A 16,929-nucleotide genomic window follows, 5' to 3' on the forward strand; every position below is an offset into this window, starting at 1 on the left:
AGATGGATGAGGCGCGCAGACAGACCACCACGCTCAACCCCCAGAAGGCGAGACTGCGGCTGACCTTCGGGCTGGGGTTTGTCTTGCTTTTTCTATCGCTCTCCACGGCGGTCAGTGTCGGTGCGGTCTCGGTCCCGCTTCCGACGGTCTGGGGGATATTGCTGCATAAAGTAGCGCCTTTCCTGATCACCCCTGATTGGTCCGCCGGGCGCGAGGCCATCGTCTGGGACATCCGCTTTCCCCGCGCGATCCTAGCCTGTCTGGTTGGCGCGGGCCTCGCCATCGTCGGGGCCAGCCTGCAGGCAGTGACGCGCAATCCGCTGGCCGACCCGCATTTGTTAGGCATTTCCGCAGGCGGGGCGTTCGGCGCGATCCTCGCGCTTTTGCACACAGGGCTTTTCCTTGGGCTGCTCACAGTGCCGTTGATGGCCTTTCTTGGTGCACTCGGCGCCACATTGATCGTTCTCGCAGTCGCGCAGTTTGCCGCCGCCACCACCGCCGACCGGCTGGTGCTGGCTGGCGTCGCGGTCTCTTTCATCGTGATGTCCGCCGCGAATGTGCTGATCTTTCTGGGCGATCCGCGCGCTGTGCACACCGTCGTTTTCTGGATGCTTGGCGGCCTCGGCCTCGCGCAATGGAGCCAGTTGATTTATCCGCTGGCGATCCTTCTGCTTTGCGGCGCCTATCTTTGGGCCAACGCTGGCAACCTTAACGCGATGACGATCGGGGATGAGACTGCGGCCACCTTGGGCATTCCCGTAGGCCGGTTTCGCCTGACGATCTTCGTGGTCGGCGCACTGATCACGGGCGTGATGGTGGCGTTTTCAGGGATCATCGGCTTTGTCGGCCTGATGATCCCCCATATCGTACGCCTAATTGTGGGCGGCGATTACACCCGCGTACTGCCCGTTTCTGCCATCTGCGGTGCGATCTTTCTGCTTTGGGCGGATATCATCGCACGCACAGTGATGGCCCCTGATGACATCCCGATCGGGATCGTCACCGGTCTGATCGGCGGGGTGTTCTTTGTGTGGCTATTGCGGCGCAAGCCGCTCTAGCCACATTTGGAATACCCGCAAGACCCACAAGTCATGCAGCCCTCAACCATGCGCAGGTCGTAAGAGCCGCAAGACGAGCACGCCTTGCCACGCGGGCCACCATTGATGGCGACAACATCCGCCTGCGGATCGGCTTTCAGGCCCATGCCCTCGCCTGCCAGGAAACCGGTCGCGACCATGTGTTTTTCGATGACGCCCCCAATCGCGGCCAGAATAGACGGCACATATTTACCCTGCATCCACGCGCCACCACGCGGATCGAATACGGCCTTGAGTTCCTCAACCACGAAAGACACATCGCCACCGCGCCGGAAAACTGCCGAAATCATACGCGTGAGCGCCACGGTCCAGGCAAAGTGTTCCATGTTCTTGGAATTAATGAAAACCTCGAACGGGCGCCGATGGCCCGCGATGACCAGATCGTTCACAGTGATATAGATCGCATGCTCACTATCGGGCCACTTGAGCTTATAGGTCGCGCCTTCCAACTCCTGCGGGCGATCCAACGGTTCGGACATGTAAACCACCTCGGCGCCCTCGCCTTCATGGCGGACCTGAGCGGGAACCTCGGACGGCGATGCCTCTTGCGAAACCGACAGAACCGATCCTGTCACATCATTCGGACGGTAGGTGGTGCAGCCTTTGCAGCCCTGATCCCATGCAGCCATGTAGACCTCTTTGAAGTCATCGAAGCTGATATCCTCGGGACAGTTGATTGTCTTGGAGATTGAGCTGTCGATCCACTTCTGTGCTGCCGCCTGCATCCGCACATGATCCAGCGGGGCGAGCGTTTGGGCATTCACAAAATAATCGGGCAAAGGTGCATCACCTTTCAGATCACGCCACAACTGGACTGCGTAATCCACAACCTCTTCCTCGGTGCGCGAGCCGTCTTTTTGCAAAACCTTGCGCGTGTAGGCGTAGGCAAACACAGGCTCGATCCCTGAGGACACGTTACCTGCATAAAGGCTGATTGTGCCGGTCGGTGCAATCGACGTCAAAAGCGCATTTCTTATGCCATTTTGACGGATTGCATCTTTTACGTACTCATCCATGTGCTGCATGGCACCACTGGCCAGAAACTTCTCCGCATCGAAAAGCGGGAAATATCCCTTTTCTTTGGCAAGCTCCACAGAGGCCAGATAGGCCGCACGCGCGATCTGGTGCATCCATTTATCGGTTTGCGCCGCAGCCTCTTCCGACCCGTAGCGCAGGCCGACCATCAACAGCGCATCGGCCAGACCCGTGACACCCAGACCGATGCGGCGCTTGGCCTTGGCCTCGGCCTGCTGTGCCTCAAGCGGGAACCGCGAAGCATCCACAACATTGTCCATCATCCGCACCGCTGTCGCGACGAGATCGGTCAGGGCATCCTCATCCAAAGCGGCCGCATCTTCAAACGGATCGCTGACCAGACGCGCCATATTGATCGACCCAAGCAAACACGCACCGTAAGGTGGCAACGGCTGTTCGCCGCAGGGGTTCGTTGCAGCAATGGTTTCACAATAGCTCAGGTTGTTCATCTGGTTGATCCGGTCGATGAAAATCACACCCGGTTCAGCATAGTCATAGGTCGACCGCATGATCGCATCCCACAAATCGCGCGCCCGCACTGTGCGATAGACCTGCCCACCAAAGACCAGATCCCAAGGTCCGTCTGCCTTCACCGCATCCATGAACGGATCGGTAATCAGCACCGACATATTGAACATGCGCAAACGCGCAGGATCAGACTTCGCCGTGATAAAATCTTCTACATCAGGATGATCACACCGCATTGTTGCCATCATCGCGCCGCGGCGCGAACCGGCCGACATAATTGTGCGGCACATCGCATCCCAGACATCCATGAAGGACAGCGGGCCCGACGCATCTGCCGCGACCCCCATGACGCTGGCACCCTTGGGGCGGATCGTCGAGAAATCATAGCCGATCCCGCCGCCCTGCTGCATCGTCAGCGCCGCCTCTTTGAGCATGTCAAAGATGCCCCCCATGCTGTCAGGGACCGTGCCCATGACAAAACAGTTGAACAGCGTCACCGACCGCGCCGTGCCAGCCCCTGCCGTGATCCGGCCCGCAGGCAGATATTTGAAATCTGAAAGAGCATCGTAGAATTTGCCTTCCCACTCGTTGGGATCATCCTCCACTGCAGCCAAGGCACCCGCGATGCGCCGCCATGTATCTTCAACCGTTTCGTCGATCGGCGTACCGCCTGCATCCTTGAACCGGTACTTCATGTCCCAGATTTGTTCAGCAATAGGGGCGGAAAACGCGGTCATGGCGGGGAATCTCCTCATCGGTACAGGCAAGGCTTGCATCTTACGTGCTGGGTGTTGGGTTGGGAATGGCTAAAGCAGATCAAAATTGCCGCAGTTCGACAATACCACATATAGCGGTTGATCTCCAATAGACCACCACATAAACCTTTTTCCAGCCAGGCCTTGCCGCGCAGCCTATCCACGTTATCTACCACTTATCCCGGGGGGGACTGATGTCGAAAACCGTCCACATCCTGAAGCTCTCTGTCGGAACCGAAACGGTCGCCGATCTAGCTGCATGGCAGGCAACGGCGCGTGCGCAGACCCAAGACGGGCTGCCGCGCCACATCACCCGCATGTGGCCGAAACGGGCTGAAGAGATCCTGAATGACGGTTCGATCTTCTGGGTCATCAAAGGCGTGATCCTTTGCCGTCAGCCCATTGCGCGACTTGATGAATACATCGGCGGCGACGGCATCCGCCGCTGCGCCATCGTATGCAAACCGGGCCTGATCCGCGTCGAGGCCACACCGAAACGCGCCTTTCAGGGCTGGCGGTATCTGACCGTAGACGACGCTCCCCGCGACCTGCCCGAGGGCCGGCAGGACGAAGAGGCCCTGCCACCCGAACTTTCCAAGGCTCTTGCTGCCATCGGTGTCCGCTAGGCAGGCGGCAAACCCTGTGCCATGATCCGCGCAGGAGGAGCCCCGCATGACCATTTTCACAAGTCCCTATCCCGACGTCCCTGCGACAGACCTGACGATCACCGAACGTGTTTTCCAAAACCTTGAAAGCCGCCCCGACGACGTTGTGCTAACTGATGGCCCCAGCGAGCGCAGCATGACCGCCGCCGCATTCATGGATCAGGTCAAACGCATGGCGGGAGGATTGGCCGCAGCAGGCTTTGGCGCAGGGCATACGGTGGCAATCATGGCCCCCAACATGCCGGAGTATTGCGTAGTCTTTCATGCGGTCGCCTGGGGCGGCGGGACAATCACAACGCTGAACCCGACCTATACCGCGAGCGAGGTCGCCCACCAGATGCGCGATGCCGGTGCCGAACTTCTTATTACGATCCCCGACTTCATGGAGACCGCTCAGAAAGGCGCAGGCGACACCCCGGTCATCGCCATCGGCACGCCGGAATACATGGCTCTTTTTGGCGATCCGATCACCGAGCAAGTGCCCGTCGATCTGGATGATTTCACTGTCGTTCTGCCCTATTCCTCCGGCACCACGGGCCTACCCAAAGGTGTCATGCTCTCGCACCGCAATCTTGTGATCAATGTCGATCAATCCATCGTCGCCGCCGATTTCCAGGCGGGCGAAGTGACTGCCGCCTTCCTGCCTTTCTTCCACATTTACGGTATGACCGTGCTCATGAATATCCATCTCGGTGGCGGCGGCGCTTTGGTGACAATGCCACGCTTTGACCTGCCGCTATTTTTGCAAATCAGCCAGGACTACAAAGCCCAGCGTATGTGGGTCGTGCCCCCTGTCGCCCTTGCACTGGCCAAACATCCGCTCGTCGATGACTATGACCTATCAGGGCTGCAAGAGGTATTCATCGCCGCTGCTCCTTCCGGCGCCGATCTCTCCGACGCGATTGCAGCGAGGCTGGGCTGCAACGCGCTGCAAGGTTATGGCATGACCGAACTCAGCCCCGTCTCCCACGTGGTTCCGCGCAGCGCCCCGCGGTCAGGGGCGGCAGGCGTGACCGCGCCAAACACAGCCTGCAGGATTGTCGACATCGAGACCGGCCAAGACCTGCCAGCGGGCGAAGAAGGCGAACTCTTGATCAAAGGCCCACAAGTCATGCAGGGCTATCTCAACAACCCGCAAGCCACCGAGCAAACCATCACCCCGGACGGATGGCTACGGACCGGTGACATCGCGAAAATTGACGAAGACGGCTATATGTTCATCACCGACCGCCTTAAAGAACTGATCAAATACAAAGGCTTCCAAGTTGCTCCGGCCGAACTTGAGGCGACTTTGGTGGCCATGGACGGCATCACAGACGCTGCGGTTGTGGGGCTGCTCGACGATGAAGCGGGCGAACTGCCTGTCGCCTTTGTCGTGGCGGGCGATCCTGCCCCCGATCAGGACACCATCAACGCCCATATCGCGGCACGCCTGGCCACTTATAAGCAGCTCCACCAGGTCTATTTCGTGGATGAGATCCCGAAATCCGCATCCGGCAAAATTCTGCGACGTTTCTTGCGGGACAGATTGCAGGGCTGACACTGGACGCCCTGCCCGTGCCTTCTATAGTCAGGCATGACGACGGCATCCAAGGGCGCAGTATGAAACCAGCATCTTCCCGCGCGGCCCGCAGGCGCGCCCAGAAAAGCAATACATCAGGCGCGATCACTGTTGCCGATATTGCCGGGCGGGTGGCCAAAGCCAAGGTCAAAGGCGCAGGCAAGCCGCAGGAGGATCGCGCTAAACGCATCCTCACTTCTTTCCTGCAAACCGCCCAAACCTATGGCATGCCCGTCAGCGAGGTCGTTGCGGAAATGGCCAGTGGCAAAGCTGCATGGCGATTGGGCCACGCTGTCCGCGACGAGATCATGAAAGCCCCGCCCGAGGCAGTAACAAACGCAGCCTGCACACAAGGCTGTGCCTTTTGCTGTATCCTCTCGGGTGGCGAAGGTGGCGTGATCACGGCCTTTGAGGCTGCGCAACTCCACCAAGCCGCAAGTCCGCTTGCGGGCCAACCCGATGGCCGTGCGTGGCACCCAGAGGCATGCCCTGCACTTGACCCCGAAACACGCAGTTGCCGCGCCTACGAGGCACGCCCGATGATCTGCCGTTCATTTCTGTCGACGGATGCCGTTGCCTGCGAAAGCAATGCCGCAGGCGGGACAGAGAAAGGTGCAGGACTCCTCGGTAGCCATCTGGATTATCTGGTGATTCATGCCCTGTGCCGGCAAGCTTTGAAAGGCATCACACAGGTCCACAGCTATAGCATGGCTGCAACTGCAGCATCAGCAGTGGCTGGCGATGATACTGAAACCGGTCTCGCAAAAGCCCGCCACAAACCTTCGGCGCTCGACACCGCATGCCGTGACGCGGTCAGGGCTGCGCAGGCCTAGATCCCCAGCACCAACTGCAGCGCTTTCAATTTATTGCGTTGCTCATCGGTCCAGTCATTCCGTCTGCCGCGAAACAGTGTCGCCTGGGACGCATGAATGAGCCCGTCATCCAAAATCTTTAGACCATTGGCGCGCAGCGTTTCACCGGTCGAGGTGATATCGGCAATCGCCTCTGCTGTCTCGTTCTTGACTGTGCCTTCGGTAGCGCCCTGACTATCGATGATCTGGTAATCCGCTACCCCCTGTTCGCGCAGGAACTCACGCACCAGACGGTGGTATTTTGTGGCGATCCGCAGCCGAAACCCGTGCTTTTGCCGAAACGCTGCCGCCGTTGCATCCAGATCATCCAGCGTATTCACATCCACCCAGGCCTGCGGCACCGCAACAATCAGATCAGCCCCGCCAAAGCCCATCTGCGCAAGTTCCGCGACGCGACTATCCCAATTGGCCAGCTTCTCGCGCACCAGATCGGACCCCGTCACACCAAGATGAATGTTACCCAATGCCAACTCGCGCGGAATTTCCCCCGCTGACAAAAGCACCAGTTCCAGCCCCTCAAACCCGTCAACGGCCGCCGCATATTCACGATCAGAGCCTGATTTACGCAGGCTGATCCCACGCGCACCAAACCAGTCAAAGGTCTTTTCCATCAACCGCCCCTTGGACGGCACACCCAGTTTCAACATCAGTGCAACCCCAAAGCCAGATCAGGGCGAATCACACCACCCACCGCAGGCACTGCACGGCCCTGCCCCAATCGCGCCGTCAGCGCATCATAGCGGCCACCGGACGCAACAGGCGGCTGGTCCGGACGATCAATGGCGTAAAACCCGAAAACAAACCCGTCATAGTACTCCAGCGACGTGCGCCCGTAACTGCCTTCAAACTCAAGGCTGTCAACATCAACGCCGTGGTTCGACAGCGCCTCAAGTCTGGCGTTCATTGCGGCCACGGCATCACCAATCGCAGGCATATCGACCGCAATATCGCGCAGGGCACTCAGGACATTTGGCGCCGTCTCACGCAGGCCCAAGATCGCATCGATCACCGCGATTTGTTCGGTGGCAATCGGTGGCGCCGCCGCATCGGCACGCAGCGCATCAATGCGCGCCTGCACTTCCGCGCGGGTGCGCAACCCGATTTCCGGACCTGCCTGCGCAAAAGGATCGTCCGCAGCCAAAAGAGCCGCCCGTGCAGGCGGCAAGGCACCGCTGCCAAACCGCTTCAACAACGCGCGAAACCGCTGCGGTCGCCAGATATGGCGCATCAGCGCCGCCTTGCGATCATCAGTTGTCCGCAACCCGCGCACCGCCGCCATCAGCACCCCGATATCACCTGTGGCAGCCCGTACAGGAAGCCCGGCAAGCCCCTCTGCGATAGCTGCAAAAACCTCCGCATCGGCACCTGCGGGGTTAGCACCGTCAAAGACTTCATACCCCACCTGCACGAACTCATTCGCGCGGGTTTCATCGACTTCCTGCTTGCGAAACACCTTTCCGGAATAGGTGTAGCGGGCGGGGTCTGCACGGGCCTCCATGTGCATCTGCACAACAGGCACTGTGAAATCAGGGCGCAGGACCATCTCGCCGCGCAATGGATCAGACGTCAGATAGGCGCGCGCGCGGATATCCTCGCCGTAAAGATCAAGCAAAGTCCCGGCCGATTGCAGCACGTCTGCCTTGATCACCTGCGCGCCCTTGGCCGCAAAGAGATCACGCAGACGCCGGGCTTCGGTCAATGTGGCGGGTGAGGTCGGCATCAGCTGTGCGTGTCCAGAATTTCGCGGACCTTCGCAAGCATCTGGTCGCGCGGCACCTCGTATTGGCTGGGGCGATCCTTCCACTCTTCCAGCGTCGCGTTCTTGGCAATCTCGGCACCAAGGATCAGGTCCTTGATCTGCACGATGCCTTTGTCGAATTCAACACTGCCCGCGATGATCGCGACAGGCGAAGCGCGCTTGTCCGCATACTTCAACTGATTGCCAAAGTTCTTGGGGTTGCCCAGATAGACCTCGGCACGAATGCCCGCATTGCGCAGTTCGGCCACCATGGTCTGATAATCCGACATACGGTCGCGGTCCATGACGGTCACGACAACAGGACCCACAGCCGTCTGATCCATACGTCCTTTGGCGCGCAACGCGGCCAGCAAACGGTCCACACCAATCGACACGCCAGTCGCAGGCACTTCTTGTCCGGTGAAACGCTTGACCAGATCGTCATAGCGGCCACCGCCAGCGACAGAACCGAAGTTGCGCGGGCGACCTTTTTCGTCGGTGACTTCGAAGGTGAGTTCGGCCTCGTAGACAGGACCTGTGTAGTAGCCGAGGCCACGGACGACGGAAGGATCAATCTCGATCCGCTCGGCGGTATAGCCCTGCGCCGCCAAAAGTGCCGCAATAGTCTCTAACTCTTCGACGCCTTCGACACCAATCGCTGATCCGGCCACCAGTTCATGCAACCGTGCAACGGTCGCCGCACCCGTATCGCGCTTGGCTTCCATAAAGCCCATGACGACCTCGGCCTGCGCATCCGCCAGCCCGGCACCCTTGGTAAAATCACCGCTGGCATCCTTGCGGCCTTCACCCAAGAGCGCGCGCACGCCTTCTGGCCCAAGACGATCCAACTTATCAATCGCGCGCAGCACAATCCCGCGCTCCGCCTCTTTGTCGTCACCGGACAGCCCCGCGACTTCCATCACACCGTTCAGTACCTTGCGATTGTTCACGCGGATAATGTAATCCCCGCGCTCGATCCCCACAGCTTCCAGCGTGTCTGCCAGCATCGCACAAATCTCGGCATCAGCGGCAACAGAGCCTGACCCGACCGTATCGGCATCACACTGGTAAAACTGCCGGAACCGCCCCGGTCCGGGCTTTTCGTTGCGCCACACAGGGCCCATGGCATAGCGGCGGTAGGGGCTTGGCAGATCATTGCGATACTGTGCCGCGACACGCGCCAGAGGGGCCGTTAAATCATAGCGGAGTGCTAGCCAATCGTTGTCTTCTTCCCATGCAAAGACACCCTCGTTCGGGCGGTCCACGTCGGGCAGGAACTTGCCCAGCGCCTCGACCGTCTCAACGGCGGATGTTTCCAAGGCATCAAACCCATAGCGATGATACACCCCTGCAATCGTGGCAAGCATCTCATTGCGCGCGGTCACATCCGCGCCGAAATAATCCTGAAACCCTTTGGGCGTCTGCGCCTTGGGGCGGGGCTGTTTCTTGATCTTGGCCATGCGCTTGGTCCTGCCGGTCACTTCTGTTCCAGCGCCGTTTAACCCGCCATTGTGACAGGGGCAATGCAGTCGGGTGCGGATCAAGGCAAAGCCCTGTCATCATCTTGCCAAAAATACTCAAATTCCGACCGCTGACACAATCCGCAGCGCGGCCCTTTTCGCGGCATCGTTGCAGCGCTATGATGCGGCCATGACAAGCATCACGCACCTTGAAGAAAAGATTGCCCACCTGACCCGCACGGTCGAGGATCTGTCGGATATCGTCGCCCGTCAGGAAACCGAATTGGCTGTGGCGCAACGGCGTTTGGCGATGCTGATGGAACGCGAAGCAGGGCGCGAAATGGACGCGGGCGGCACGGTCCCGTTAGCCGACCAACGGCCGCCGCACTGGTAGAGGCTGACCTCCATAGGGGCAGGTTTTGGAGAACTGGGCCATGAAAGCGATCTCTTTTTTTCTCGCCGCAGTGCTGACCTTGTCATCTCCGGTAAGCGCGACGGCCCAAGAAGACATGCGGACCGTGCAAGTCCGCTTTGCCGCCGGAAGCTCTGGCACGACGATCACCGACACGCTCAAAGGCCGTGAAGTCGTCCTCTACAAAATCGGGGCCGAGGCTGGCCAACGTATGACCGTCACTCTCATCCCTTCAAACCTGGCCACGTATTTCAATCTCTACGCTCCCGGCGCTGGCCCCGGGGATGAAGCGCTGGCTGTCGGCCAGATGACACCAGAGCTGAATACCTTCGACGGGGCCCTGCCCTTATCGGGCGAATATACGGTCTCGGTCTATATGATGCGCAGCGCCGCGCGGCGGGGTGAAGTATCTGACTATACGCTGACCATCGGCATCAATGGCGACACAGGCGTCGTTGTTCAGGGGGATTTTGCCGACGGGCTGCAGGGCGGGCCCGATTTCTATCAGGTCGCAACATCCGGCAGTACGCTGAACTTGCGCGGGGGTCCATCCGTGGGGGCGGACCGTCTCGCCCTCCTGTCCAACGGTCAAAACCTGCGCAACCTAGGTTGCCGCATGGCCGAAGGACGGCGCTGGTGCAAGGTTGCGACGCTGGCTGATCCCGGCATTGAGGGCTGGGCCGCAGGTGACTTTCTTATCGAAGCCAGCGGTCAAGCCACACCTTCGGTCCGCCCCTAGGGAACGCATTGCGTCTCTGATCATCCTTCGCGCGAAATGGCATGGACGTCATGGTGCCTCTTACAGAAAAGCGTCACCACACTATCGAGGCGCAATCCAGCTATTGCTCGAGATGGATCATCTGCGCAATCATGCGGCCTTCAGCGGACTTCAGGCTCATACGTGCCAGTGGTCCGAACTCGGCGAAATCCTGTTCCAGCTCTGGAAACAGCGCGAATATCTCGTCCCGTTGCGCATCATCCATGCCGGATATGCCAACATGTCCGGGATGGAAGCTCTCACAAGGGGCGCCATCCGCATAGACAATTTCGTGCTGATCGAACATCATGTGGAAATAGGTCACCGTGCCACCTTCGCGGCGCAGGATCCCCTTATCATCAACCAGATGCTTTGCCGCCACCAGCACCTCAGCGACGCCGAACAACAACTCTGCCTGCCAGCCACCCAGCAACACACGGTGCTGCGGAGACAGGACAAGCGGCCGGTCATTGCCAAGCACATCTGCGGCAATCACGATCGGTGCGAAGCGGCCAACAGCCTCAACTGTCCGCGACCCGATCCAACGAATCGGCTGCAGGCCATTATCCTTTGTGCGCACAAGGTCCCCCACGCAAAGGTCCTGCACTGCAACCTTGCCGTCTTTCGTGTCAATCAGCGTGTCATGCGCAAAACAGACGATGTCGCCCGTAAAATCGCCCAAACCGATCGCGCCTGACCGAATCCCGTTACTGCTGTTACCCGAAAACGAGATCACCACGCTGACAACGGGCGAGCCGAAGGTCACCGAAATGGAGTCCGCGGCACCAGGGCCGTCAACCGCAGCAGAACTCGTATCGGTCGCAGCGACTGTATTTGGGTCCAGCAGGACGTGATAACTTTCCAAATTCGAAAAAATCGGCGTAACCGGATCCCCATTTGCATCCAAGGCCGTGATCGTCACGACATCCGACCATCCATTGGCAAGCGCATCGAGGTCGAAAATTTCGAAAGACAGATTCTTGACACCGTCATCGAAATCCAAGGTGAGGTTGGACGATTCTCCTGCGGGGACCCGCTGAGCAAAAATCGACCCACCAAAGTTGCCGAAATAGCCCGGATTGTTGGCGCCGCCCGAGCTTGATGCCGTCGACGTAAACGTCGTTGTATTTCCTATCCCCGGCCCAGACGTATTGGTGAGGGTCGTGGTCCCGTTCGGACTTGAAAAGGTTGTCCAGTCAAAAAGAAATGGCATCGCGGCTACCTGATTAAAAATACGTTTTGCAGGCTATTACATTTAATTTAGACCATGTTAAGGAGCTGTGGAACTATCCTAGACTAAAAGAGATAAACAGCGCGCTAATCTGCCACATTTTTCACAGCGCAAGCACGAATAGGGTCAAAAAATGCCTATTGTTACTTTACCTAGGGAAACCTCTGAACGGTTGAGTCCACGGATTCAAGCTCTTGGCCAGACGCATCCGGTCGAACTTTTTCCGGCCAGCAAGATTGTCATGGGCATCGTTTTCACAACCGCAGAAACCAAGGAATTCGGTGGTGAAGGGGGCGAAGCGATGGTTCTGGCAGTCAAAGATATGGCCGCACTCAGCGCCGCCATTCCTGAATTCGAAGAGGAACGAAGGAATTATTGTGTGATCAATCATGCGAAAGCTATCGCAAGGCTTGATCCCTTTGCCTAGGCGTCTTCCACTTCGATGACGCCGCCCAAGCTCCGCAGCGCGCCTTTGATTTGTGGATTGACCGGAAATTCCTCGCCAAGATCAAGCTCGACCTCACCAGGGAGATCATCGCGCATCAGGCAAAAATAAATCGGCCCCCGCGCGGCACGCACAGCCCCCTTGGAAGCATTCTCAAGCACTGTGGCAACCGAGCCGATGACTTCGGGCCCATCAATAAACACCCGCAAACCCGCACCTCCTGCATCGGCGACCACCGCATCCACAGGCCCTACCGAGCGCCCCAAGAGCTTGAGTTGATCCGCCTCCATCGTGGCCTCACATGTCAGGACGACCTGACTGCCGGTTTCAAGGAATTCACGGGCGCTTTCCAAGACATCTGAAAACAGGGTCACCTCGTATTGTCCGGTCGGATCAGAAAGTTGCGAGAAGGCAAAGCGGTTGCCGCGCGCCGATTTACGTTCTTGCCGGCCTGACACGGTACCGGCCATCTTCACCACACAGGCCCCGCGCTCGGCCTTGGCGATCACTTCGTCCAGCGTCAAAACCTGCTTGCGCTTGAGCGCGCCCATATAGTCATCCAGCGGATGACCCGATAGATAGAAACCGATGGCCTTGAACTCTTCGGCAAGCCGCTCGGCAGGCAACCAGTCTGCGCCATCCATCAGCCGTGGTTCCGGCAAATCCTCACCCGCATCCCCGAAGAGCGAAACCTGATTTGAGGATTTCTGGTCATGGATCGCCGCAGAATAGGCGGTCAGCGCATCAAGGCTCATCATCACGCGACGGCGGTTCGAATCCAGCACATCAAAGGCCCCGGCCCGCGCCAGCATTTCGAGTGACCGTTTGCCAACGCGCTTGAGATCACAGCGGCGCGAAAAATCGAACAGGTTCACAAATTCGCGGTCCCCGCGCCCTGCGACGACCAGCTTCATCGCCTCGACGCCAACGTTCTTCAACGCGCCAAGTGCATAGACAAGCTTTTGATCTTTCACATCAAACGTCGCCTGAGAGCGATTTACGCAAGGCGGGGTGTATTCAATCCCAAGGCCTTTCTTGACCTCCTGAAAATAAACCCCGAGCTTATCGGTCAGATGAATATCGCAGTTCATGACACCGGCCATGAACTCGACCGGATGGTTCGCTTTCAGCCATGCGGTCTGATAGCTGACAACCGCATAGGCCGCAGCGTGGGATTTGTTGAAGCCGTAGTTGGCGAATTTCTCCAAAAGGTCGAAAACCTCGCGGGCTTTCTTGGGCTCAACCCCGTTGGCCTTGGCACCGTCCTCGAACTTGGGACGCTCTTTCGCCATTTCCTCGGCGATCTTTTTACCCATCGCACGGCGCAGCAAATCCGCACCGCCAAGCGAGTAACCCGCCATGACCTGCGCGATCTCCATCACCTGTTCCTGATAGACGATGATCCCTTGGGTTTCCCTGAGAATATGGTCAATCGAAGGGTGGATCGACTCCAGTTCCCTTTGCCCGTTCTTGACCTCGCAGTAGGTCGGAATGTTCTCCATCGGGCCGGGGCGATAAAGCGCCACAAGCGCCACGATATCCTCGATACAGTTTGGTTTCATGCGCTTGAGCGCATCCATCATGCCGCTGGATTCCACCTGAAACACAGCGGTTGTCTTGGCGCTGGAATAGAGCGCGTAGGATTTTTCGTCATCCAGCGGGATCGCCCCGATGTCGTATTCAAAACCTTCAGGCGCATCATAAAGCTTGGTGCCATCAGCCGCGACATTCAGAGGGCGGCCTGTCTTTTTCACCAGTTCCACCGCGTTCTGGATGACAGTCAGGGTTTTCAGGCCCAAGAAGTCGAACTTGACCAATCCGGCTTGTTCCACCCATTTCATGTTGAACTGGGTTGCGGGCATGTCTGATCGCGGATCCTGATAGAGCGGCACCAGTTCGTCCAGCGGACGGTCGCCAATAACGACACCCGCCGCGTGGGTTGAGGCGTTGCGCAACAGACCTTCGACCTGCTGGGCATAGGTCAGCAGACGATCGACAACCTCTTCATTCTTGGCCTCTTCGCGCAGACGCGGCTCATCGGCCAGCGCCTTTTCAATTGAAACGGGTTTCACGCCTTCCACAGGGATCATCTTGGACAAACGGTCCACCTGCCCGTAGGGCATTTGCAGCACGCGGCCCACGTCCCGCACGGCGGCCTTGGACAAAAGCGCACCGAAGGTGATGATCTGTCCTACTTTGTCGCGTCCGTATTTATCCTGCACATAGCGGATCACCTCTTCGCGGCGGTCCATGCAAAAGTCGATATCAAAGTCAGGCATCGACACACGTTCAGGGTTCAAGAACCGTTCAAACAGAAGCGAATAGCGCAGCGGATCAAGATCAGTGATCAACAGCGCATAGGCCACCAAAGACCCCGCACCGGACCCACGGCCCGGCCCGACAGGAATACCCTGATCCTTGGCCCATTTGATAAAGTCGGCCACGATCAGGAAGTAGCCGGGAAATCCCATCCCTTCGATGATCCCAAGCTCGAATTCGAGCCGCTTTTCATATTCGGCCACATCGGCTGCATGCGGGATGACGGCAAGACGCGCTTTCAGTCCCTCTTGCGCCTGACGGCGCAATTCCGCGACCTCGTCATCGGCAAATTTCGGCAGGATCGGCGCGCGCTTATATGCCTTGAAGGCACAGCGCCTGGCAATTTCGACGGTGTTTTCAATCGCCTCAGGCAAATCGGCAAAGAGCGTCGCCATCTCTTGCGGTGATTTCAGATAGTGCTGCGGTGTCAAACGGCGACGCGGCTCTTGCTGATCGACATAGGCACCTTCAGCGATGCAGATCAGCGCGTCATGCGCTTCGTAGAGTTCGGTCTTGGGGAAATAGACGTCATTGGTGGCAACCAGCGGCAGGTTCTTGGCATAGGCCATCTCAATATGACCACGCTCTGACAAACGCTCGGCCTCGGGTAAGCCATCACCGGGGTGCCGTTGGAGTTCGACATAGAGCCGGTCGGGATAGATTGCGGCCAGCCTGTCGAGGAAGGCTTCGGCCTTGGGCCGCTGACCTTGCCGCAGCAGACGGCCCACGGGCCCATCAGGGCCACCTGACAGACAAATCAGACCCGTGTGGTATTGCGCCAATTCTTCAAGCGTGACCTGCGGCAACTGGCCTTGCGCATCCAGATAGGCGCAAGAGTTCAGCTTCATCAGGTTCATATAGCCCGCTTCGGATTGCGCCAGCAGCACGATCGGTGCGGGAAGTTCAGGCCGTTTACCCGGTTCTGCCGCAAGATACGTCACATCCAGCTGACAACCGATGATCGGCTGCACCCCTGCCTTGGATGCCCCTTCGGAAAATTCCAGCGCGCAGAACATGTTATTGCTATCCGTAACTGCGACAGCAGGCATTCCCATCGCCGCAATCATGTCAGGCAGTTTTTTGGTCGGGATCGCACCCTCCAACAACGAATACTCGGTGTGGACGCGCAGGTGGATGAATCGGGGATCAGAGGTCATAGACGCAAGGTAGCGAAAGCCCGCGGCGCTGCAAGCGCGGAAGCGTGCCTTTGCTCATCACTTAGCCGATTGACTAACTTTATTGACAATCCGTGCTTGCCGGTGAAATCTCACCCACATGACGAAGCAACTTGATTCCTTCTTCGGCGCGATGGCCGATCCAACCCGCCGCGCTGTCATCGAACGGCTGGCTTCCGGCCCTGCCAGTGTCAGCGAATTGCACGCACCGCACAAAATGGCGCTGCCCACATTCATGCGGCATCTCAAGGTGCTCGAAGACACCGGAATCGTCCGGTCCATCAAGAAGGGTCGTGTGCGCACCTGCCACATCGAGGCGGCTCCGCTGATTGCGGCACAGGGCTGGCTCGCGTGGCAACGCGAGATTTGGGAGAACCGGATGAACAACCTCGATGCACTGGCCCATAAGATCGCCGCAGATGAAAAGGATATTTAGATGCCACTTGATACAAAATCATTCGACATGCACCGTTTGCTTCCTCTGCCAGCGGACCGGCTTTGGCAGGTTCTGACAGATGCCAAAGAGCGCGAGAAATGGAACGGGCCGGATGCATCTACCCTTTTGGAGACCGATGCCGCCGATCTGCGTGTAGGCGGAGTGGATGTGCACCGGTTCGGGCCTGTTGATGCGCCCGAGTTTCTTGTGGAAACCCGCTGGTACAATCTCGCCGCACCGGAACGCGCTGTGTTTACAGAGACTCTGATTTTCGGCGGTGAAGCCGTGTCTACAAGTCTCGTCACCTATCTGCTGGAAAGTAAGGGCGCACAAACCGCATTGAACATCACCGTAGCAGTCTCGTCCTTTTCCGGTCCCGATACGCTTGATGAAGTACAGCATGGCTGGGCGGGCGCATTGGAGACCCTGACAAGCTTTGCCCAAAGCATCGGGCAACCGACCTAGCCAACTGCCACCAGATTAGGCATTTGCCGACTTATCCC

At 58.4% G+C, this 16,929-nt stretch carries 15 protein-coding genes; 9 read left to right on the forward strand and 6 right to left on the reverse strand.

The window, feature by feature from the left end; translation table 11 throughout:
• The first annotated feature begins 2 nt into the window (after positions 1–2).
• Positions 3–1,058 carry a FecCD family ABC transporter permease gene (locus tag SJY29_RS12390; RefSeq protein WP_400083445.1) on the forward strand — a complete coding sequence of 352 codons (1,056 nt, stop codon included), beginning with the start codon at positions 3–5 and terminating at the stop codon, positions 1,056–1,058.
• On the opposite strand, the gene SJY29_RS12395 is transcribed toward SJY29_RS12390, so the two are convergent.
• On the reverse strand, positions 1,055–3,337 hold the full coding sequence (locus tag SJY29_RS12395; protein ID WP_400083447.1) for an adenosylcobalamin-dependent ribonucleoside-diphosphate reductase: 2,283 nt from the start codon (positions 3,335–3,337) through the stop codon (positions 1,055–1,057). The two genes, SJY29_RS12390 and SJY29_RS12395, sit on opposite strands and share 4 nt — an antisense overlap.
• A gap of 212 nt (positions 3,338–3,549) precedes the next feature.
• Between SJY29_RS12395 and SJY29_RS12400 the strand changes: the two genes are divergently transcribed.
• The 3 genes from SJY29_RS12400 to SJY29_RS12410 all read left to right on the forward strand — a co-directional run bounded on the left by SJY29_RS12400 (position 3,550) and on the right by SJY29_RS12410 (position 6,414).
• Positions 3,550–3,981, forward strand: coding sequence for a DUF1489 family protein (locus SJY29_RS12400; protein ID WP_400083449.1), 432 nt, complete (start codon positions 3,550–3,552; stop codon positions 3,979–3,981).
• 46 nt (positions 3,982–4,027) lie between these two features.
• Positions 4,028–5,560 (forward strand): AMP-binding protein, encoded by a 1,533-nt coding sequence (locus tag SJY29_RS12405; RefSeq protein WP_400083450.1) that lies wholly within the window; start codon positions 4,028–4,030, stop codon positions 5,558–5,560.
• A gap of 62 nt (positions 5,561–5,622) precedes the next feature.
• Positions 5,623–6,414, forward strand: a complete 792-nt coding sequence (locus tag SJY29_RS12410; protein WP_400083452.1) for a YkgJ family cysteine cluster protein — start codon at positions 5,623–5,625, stop codon at positions 6,412–6,414.
• Here the strand turns inward: SJY29_RS12410 and hisG are convergent.
• The 3 genes from hisG to hisS are packed head-to-tail and all read right to left on the reverse strand — an operon-like array spanning position 6,411 to position 9,651.
• The gene (gene hisG / locus SJY29_RS12415; RefSeq protein WP_055296168.1) at positions 6,411–7,100 is read right to left on the reverse strand and encodes an ATP phosphoribosyltransferase; all 690 of its coding nucleotides are present in this window, start codon (positions 7,098–7,100) and stop codon (positions 6,411–6,413) included. The genes SJY29_RS12410 and hisG overlap by 4 nt on opposite strands.
• Entirely contained in the window at positions 7,100–8,173 is a 1,074-nt protein-coding gene (locus SJY29_RS12420) for an ATP phosphoribosyltransferase regulatory subunit (protein ID WP_400083454.1), read from the reverse strand. Before SJY29_RS12420 ends, hisG begins: the two co-directional genes overlap by 1 nt.
• On the reverse strand, positions 8,173–9,651 hold the full coding sequence (gene hisS / locus SJY29_RS12425) for a histidine--tRNA ligase (protein ID WP_400083456.1): 1,479 nt from the start codon (positions 9,649–9,651) through the stop codon (positions 8,173–8,175). Before hisS ends, SJY29_RS12420 begins: the two co-directional genes overlap by 1 nt.
• Before the next feature lie 190 nt (positions 9,652–9,841).
• On the opposite strand from hisS, the gene SJY29_RS12430 reads away from it, so the two are divergent.
• A complete protein-coding gene (locus tag SJY29_RS12430; protein ID WP_110278547.1) occupies positions 9,842–10,045 on the forward strand; it encodes a SlyX family protein in 204 nt (67 codons plus the stop codon).
• A 40-nt stretch (positions 10,046–10,085) separates the two neighbouring features.
• Entirely contained in the window at positions 10,086–10,802 is a 717-nt protein-coding gene (locus SJY29_RS12435) for an SH3 domain-containing protein (protein ID WP_400083458.1), read from the forward strand.
• 100 nt (positions 10,803–10,902) lie between these two features.
• On the opposite strand, the gene SJY29_RS12440 is transcribed toward SJY29_RS12435, so the two are convergent.
• Positions 10,903–12,033: a Hint domain-containing protein gene (locus SJY29_RS12440; RefSeq protein ID WP_400083460.1), complete on the reverse strand. Its 1,131-nt coding sequence runs from the start codon at positions 12,031–12,033 to the stop codon at positions 10,903–10,905.
• A 151-nt stretch (positions 12,034–12,184) separates the two neighbouring features.
• On the opposite strand from SJY29_RS12440, the gene SJY29_RS12445 reads away from it, so the two are divergent.
• Positions 12,185–12,478: a hypothetical protein gene (locus SJY29_RS12445; RefSeq protein WP_400083462.1), complete on the forward strand. Its 294-nt coding sequence runs from the start codon at positions 12,185–12,187 to the stop codon at positions 12,476–12,478.
• Here the strand turns inward: SJY29_RS12445 and dnaE are convergent.
• Positions 12,475–15,972 (reverse strand): DNA polymerase III subunit alpha, encoded by a 3,498-nt coding sequence (dnaE, locus tag SJY29_RS12450; RefSeq protein ID WP_400083464.1) that lies wholly within the window; start codon positions 15,970–15,972, stop codon positions 12,475–12,477. The genes SJY29_RS12445 and dnaE overlap by 4 nt on opposite strands.
• 118 nt (positions 15,973–16,090) lie before the next feature.
• Between dnaE and SJY29_RS12455 the strand changes: the two genes are divergently transcribed.
• Together SJY29_RS12455 and SJY29_RS12460 are read left to right on the forward strand one after the other, a co-directional pair.
• Positions 16,091–16,426: a helix-turn-helix transcriptional regulator gene (locus tag SJY29_RS12455; RefSeq protein WP_110278218.1), complete on the forward strand. Its 336-nt coding sequence runs from the start codon at positions 16,091–16,093 to the stop codon at positions 16,424–16,426.
• Positions 16,427–16,891: an SRPBCC domain-containing protein gene (locus tag SJY29_RS12460; RefSeq protein WP_400083466.1), complete on the forward strand. Its 465-nt coding sequence runs from the start codon at positions 16,427–16,429 to the stop codon at positions 16,889–16,891.
• The last annotated feature ends 38 nt before the right edge of the window (positions 16,892–16,929 follow it).

The sequence above is a fragment of the Yoonia sp. R78084 genome (assembly GCF_044595625.1).
Lineage (GTDB): Bacteria > Pseudomonadota > Alphaproteobacteria > Rhodobacterales > Rhodobacteraceae > Yoonia.

Coding starts and splice junctions, on each gene's coding strand:
- SJY29_RS12390 (WP_400083445.1), top strand. CDS start 3: ATGGATGAGGCGCGCAGACAGACCACCACGCTCAACCCCCAGAAGGCG.
- SJY29_RS12395 (WP_400083447.1), bottom strand. CDS start 3,337: ATGACCGCGTTTTCCGCCCCTATTGCTGAACAAATCTGGGACATGAAG.
- SJY29_RS12400 (WP_400083449.1), top strand. CDS start 3,550: ATGTCGAAAACCGTCCACATCCTGAAGCTCTCTGTCGGAACCGAAACG.
- SJY29_RS12405 (WP_400083450.1), top strand. CDS start 4,028: ATGACCATTTTCACAAGTCCCTATCCCGACGTCCCTGCGACAGACCTG.
- SJY29_RS12410 (WP_400083452.1), top strand. CDS start 5,623: ATGAAACCAGCATCTTCCCGCGCGGCCCGCAGGCGCGCCCAGAAAAGC.
- hisG (WP_055296168.1), bottom strand. CDS start 7,100: ATGTTGAAACTGGGTGTGCCGTCCAAGGGGCGGTTGATGGAAAAGACC.
- SJY29_RS12420 (WP_400083454.1), bottom strand. CDS start 8,173: ATGCCGACCTCACCCGCCACATTGACCGAAGCCCGGCGTCTGCGTGAT.
- hisS (WP_400083456.1), bottom strand. CDS start 9,651: ATGGCCAAGATCAAGAAACAGCCCCGCCCCAAGGCGCAGACGCCCAAA.
- SJY29_RS12430 (WP_110278547.1), top strand. CDS start 9,842: ATGACAAGCATCACGCACCTTGAAGAAAAGATTGCCCACCTGACCCGC.
- SJY29_RS12435 (WP_400083458.1), top strand. CDS start 10,086: ATGAAAGCGATCTCTTTTTTTCTCGCCGCAGTGCTGACCTTGTCATCT.
- SJY29_RS12440 (WP_400083460.1), bottom strand. CDS start 12,033: ATGCCATTTCTTTTTGACTGGACAACCTTTTCAAGTCCGAACGGGACC.
- SJY29_RS12445 (WP_400083462.1), top strand. CDS start 12,185: ATGCCTATTGTTACTTTACCTAGGGAAACCTCTGAACGGTTGAGTCCA.
- dnaE (WP_400083464.1), bottom strand. CDS start 15,972: ATGACCTCTGATCCCCGATTCATCCACCTGCGCGTCCACACCGAGTAT.
- SJY29_RS12455 (WP_110278218.1), top strand. CDS start 16,091: ATGACGAAGCAACTTGATTCCTTCTTCGGCGCGATGGCCGATCCAACC.
- SJY29_RS12460 (WP_400083466.1), top strand. CDS start 16,427: ATGCCACTTGATACAAAATCATTCGACATGCACCGTTTGCTTCCTCTG.